Consider the following 2,902-nt stretch of genomic DNA (forward strand, 5'->3'; position numbering starts at 1 on the left):
CGTAGATCACGGTCCCGTCCACCAGATAGACGACGCCCCCGGGGTCGCCGCCGGGGTGGCCGCCCACCACCAGCGCGCCGGTCTGCCGCTCGCCCGCCACCTGCGTGAGCAGGCGTCCGGGAGCCGCGGTCTTCGAGGGGGTCACAGATGTCCTTCCCGCTTGTCAGGAGGCGACCAACTCGGCGGCCAGGGTCTGCATGCGGCGGCGGGCCACGGCGAGGTTGCCGTGGATGCGGTCCAGCCACACGTAGAGCACCAGCCGGCTGTCGAAGTCGGTCTGCACGAGCCGCAGCAGGTGGTAGCCCCCCGCGGTGGTGATGATCAAGTCTTCCAGCAGGTCGTGCGGTACGGCCGAGACGAACAGCGACCGGCTCGTCGCGGCCTGGACCACGTCGGCGGTTCCGGCCGCCGCGGCCTCATGGTCGGAGTTGGGTGCGGCCCCGGTGGTGGCGACCGGGAACCCGGTGGTGTAGTCGACGATGCTGGCCCCGACGGCGCCAGGGATCGCCATGGCCTCCTGCAAGCAGTGTTCGACGCCGGGCACGGTCCTCCTCAGCGTTTGCCTTTGCGGCGTTCGGTTCCGTCCGCCGTTGGCGGTTCCCGGCCGTTGGCGGCCCTTGTCGGCCGGGATCCTCCGTGCGGTGGCGGCGTTGCGTGCGGATCCACGTCTGCTTGCCGTCACCGAGGGCCATCCTGCGGCGACTGTGCGGCCAACAGTCGCACCCGGTGTGCGTCCTGTTCAGTCATGTCGATGGCGACTGCGTGACCGTCGCCCGAATTCGTTTGAGGGCCGCGTAATCCGGCTTCGCCGCGACTTTGCGCCGGGGCCAGGCCGGGTGGGAACGTCCCGCCCAGGGCAGTTCATTGGGGGTACGCGGAGCCGGCACGGTCCGCAGCCGCTTGGCCGTCTCGTGGATCAGCGCGCCCAGCTCGAGTTGCGCGATCACGCCCAGCCAATGCCGTTGCCCGGCGGCGAACCGCACCGGCGCGTCATCGGTCTGCAGCAGTGCGTGGGTGACGTCCGCGATCGTGGCCACCACCCGGCAGGCCAGCTCGTTCTGTCCGATGTGGCCGTCGCGGATCAGCGCCCGGCCCACCTCCCGGCGGTCGACACCCTCGGCGTACGCCTCCTTCCACACCGCGGCGGACAACCGCCCGGAGGCCACCAGTCGCTCGCCGACGCCCGGGCACGCGGCCGACTCGGCGTGCGTGATGTGCCCGGCGACCAGGTAGAGCACCCCGCCCGGGGTGCCGTCCACGTGCAGGGCGCCGGTGCTGCCGGACTCGGCCAACTGGTGCAGGATGTGCCGCAGGGACGTGGAATTCACGTCGACTCCTTGGATGAGGTGGCATCGGCTGAACGCATGGTGGGCATCCATCGAGCGCCGTCGCCGCACGCCCGGTCCGTTGTTCCCCCGGCCACTCACCCGCCGGTGACGCGTAACATGATCGCAACGTTCGATGCCTCTGGTGGGGAGACCGATGAGCAGCAGCATCTGGGAGCAGGTCGTCGTCGACTGCGAGGATCCGGCCCGCCTCGCCCGATGGTGGGCCGAGGCGCTGGGTTACCAGATCGTCTTCGAGGAGCCCGACGAGGTGGAGATCCGGCGTAGCAAGGACGAGATGCCCGGCCTGCTGTTCAACCCGACGCCGGACGCCAAGACGATGAAGAACCGCCTGCACATCGACCTGCGTCCGGACGACCAGGAGGCCGAGGTCGAGCGCCTCGTCGACATGGGCGCCCGCCCGGTGGACATCGGGCAGCACGACGTCCCGTGGGTGGTGCTGGCCGACCCCGAGGGCAACGAGTTCTGCGTGCTGGCGGCGAAGAAGAAGCCCTGACTCCGATGGCGGCGCGCCGCCGGGGTCACCCGGCCCGGTGGCGGCGTTCGCGATAGGCGCGGGTCTTGTGACGGTTGCCGCAGGTCTCCATGGAGCACCAGCGACCGCGGCCGCTCCGTGAGGTGTCGTGGAAGGCCCAGCGGCAGTCCGGCGCCGCGCAGAGCTTGATCCGGTGCCAGTCGCCGCGGGCCGTGCTCTCCGCCACCGTCTCGACGATGGCGTTCAGCCACGGCAGACCGGATGTGGCGGCGATGCGCAGCCCGTCCGCCGGGTCCGGCGTCAGCCGCAGCGGATAGCCGGCGAGGGCCGCGGTGGCAGTGGTGTCGCCGGTGAGCGCCTGCCGCAGCGCCGTGCGCAGGTCGACGGTGGCGGCCAGGTCGGCGGGCCGCAGCCGGGCCCCGGCGGCGGCCAGGTCGTGAGCGGTCAGCCAGTCGGCCAACTCCTGCGGCGAGGTCAGCCGCTCTCCGGCGACGTGCGGCTCGCCGTGCCGGCGGAAGGTGCGCTCGTCGACGGTGTTGAGGAACTCCTCGATCAGCTTGAGCCCGGTCACGACACCAGCTTATCGCGATACCGGTGTTTGACGATGGGGCGACACCGGTTATAGCTTTTACTGGTGTTGAAGCGATCGAGGGAGGAATGATGTCCGATTCCACGCGTGTGCTCGACGTTCCCGAGGCGGAGCTGGAAGATCTGCGAGCCCGGCTGCGCGCGACGCGCTGGGCGAAGTCGTGGCCGGTCGGCCCGTGGGAGGCCGGCACCGACGGCGACGAGCTGCGGCGCCTGGTCGGCTACTGGGCGTCGGGGTACGACTGGCGCAAGCACGAGGCCGCGATCAACGCGCTGCCGTCGCGGTTCGCCGACATCGGCGGGGCGACGGTGCACTACCTGCGCTTCGACGCCGAGCGGGAGGGCGGGTTGCCGATCCTGCTCGCCAACGGCTGGCCCAGTTCGTTCCTCGAGCTGACCGGCATGGCCGAGCGGTTGTCGGCGCCGTCGCGGTTCGGGGGCCGGGCCGAGGACGCGTTCACCGTGATCGTCCCGTCGCTGCCCGGCTTCGGCC

The 2,902-nt window shown here is 71.2% G+C and carries 5 protein-coding genes; 2 read left to right on the forward strand and 3 right to left on the reverse strand.

Annotated elements, in window-relative coordinates; translation table 11 throughout:
* Positions 1-163: 163 nt before the first annotated feature.
* Entirely contained in the window at positions 164-511 is a 348-nt protein-coding gene (locus AB0M20_RS35695) for a hypothetical protein (protein ID WP_364304969.1), read from the reverse strand.
* A 232-nt stretch (positions 512-743) separates the two neighbouring features.
* Positions 744-1,328, reverse strand: coding sequence for a DUF4388 domain-containing protein (locus AB0M20_RS35700; protein WP_364304971.1), 585 nt, complete (start codon positions 1,326-1,328; stop codon positions 744-746).
* 154 nt (positions 1,329-1,482) lie between these two features.
* Between AB0M20_RS35700 and AB0M20_RS35705 the strand changes: the two genes are divergently transcribed.
* On the forward strand, positions 1,483-1,842 hold the full coding sequence (locus tag AB0M20_RS35705) for a VOC family protein (protein ID WP_364304974.1): 360 nt from the start codon (positions 1,483-1,485) through the stop codon (positions 1,840-1,842).
* A 25-nt stretch (positions 1,843-1,867) separates the two neighbouring features.
* On the opposite strand, the gene AB0M20_RS35710 is transcribed toward AB0M20_RS35705, so the two are convergent.
* Positions 1,868-2,392, reverse strand: coding sequence for a CGNR zinc finger domain-containing protein (locus tag AB0M20_RS35710; RefSeq protein WP_364304976.1), 525 nt, complete (start codon positions 2,390-2,392; stop codon positions 1,868-1,870).
* An 89-nt stretch (positions 2,393-2,481) separates the two neighbouring features.
* On the opposite strand from AB0M20_RS35710, the gene AB0M20_RS35715 reads away from it, so the two are divergent.
* Positions 2,482-2,902: epoxide hydrolase N-terminal domain-containing protein (locus AB0M20_RS35715; RefSeq protein ID WP_364304978.1), on the forward strand; the 421-nt coding region annotated here is incomplete at its 3' end.

The organism is Actinoplanes sp. NPDC051633, assembly GCF_040681735.1.
Taxonomy (GTDB): Bacteria; Actinomycetota; Actinomycetes; order Mycobacteriales; family Micromonosporaceae; genus Actinoplanes.

Bases quoted from the DNA above. Each gene is read 5' to 3' on its own strand.
- AB0M20_RS35695 (WP_364304969.1), bottom strand. From the start codon at position 511: ATGGCGATCCCTGGCGCCGTCGGGGCCAGCATCGTCGACTACACCACC.
- AB0M20_RS35705 (WP_364304974.1), top strand. From the start codon at position 1,483: ATGAGCAGCAGCATCTGGGAGCAGGTCGTCGTCGACTGCGAGGATCCG.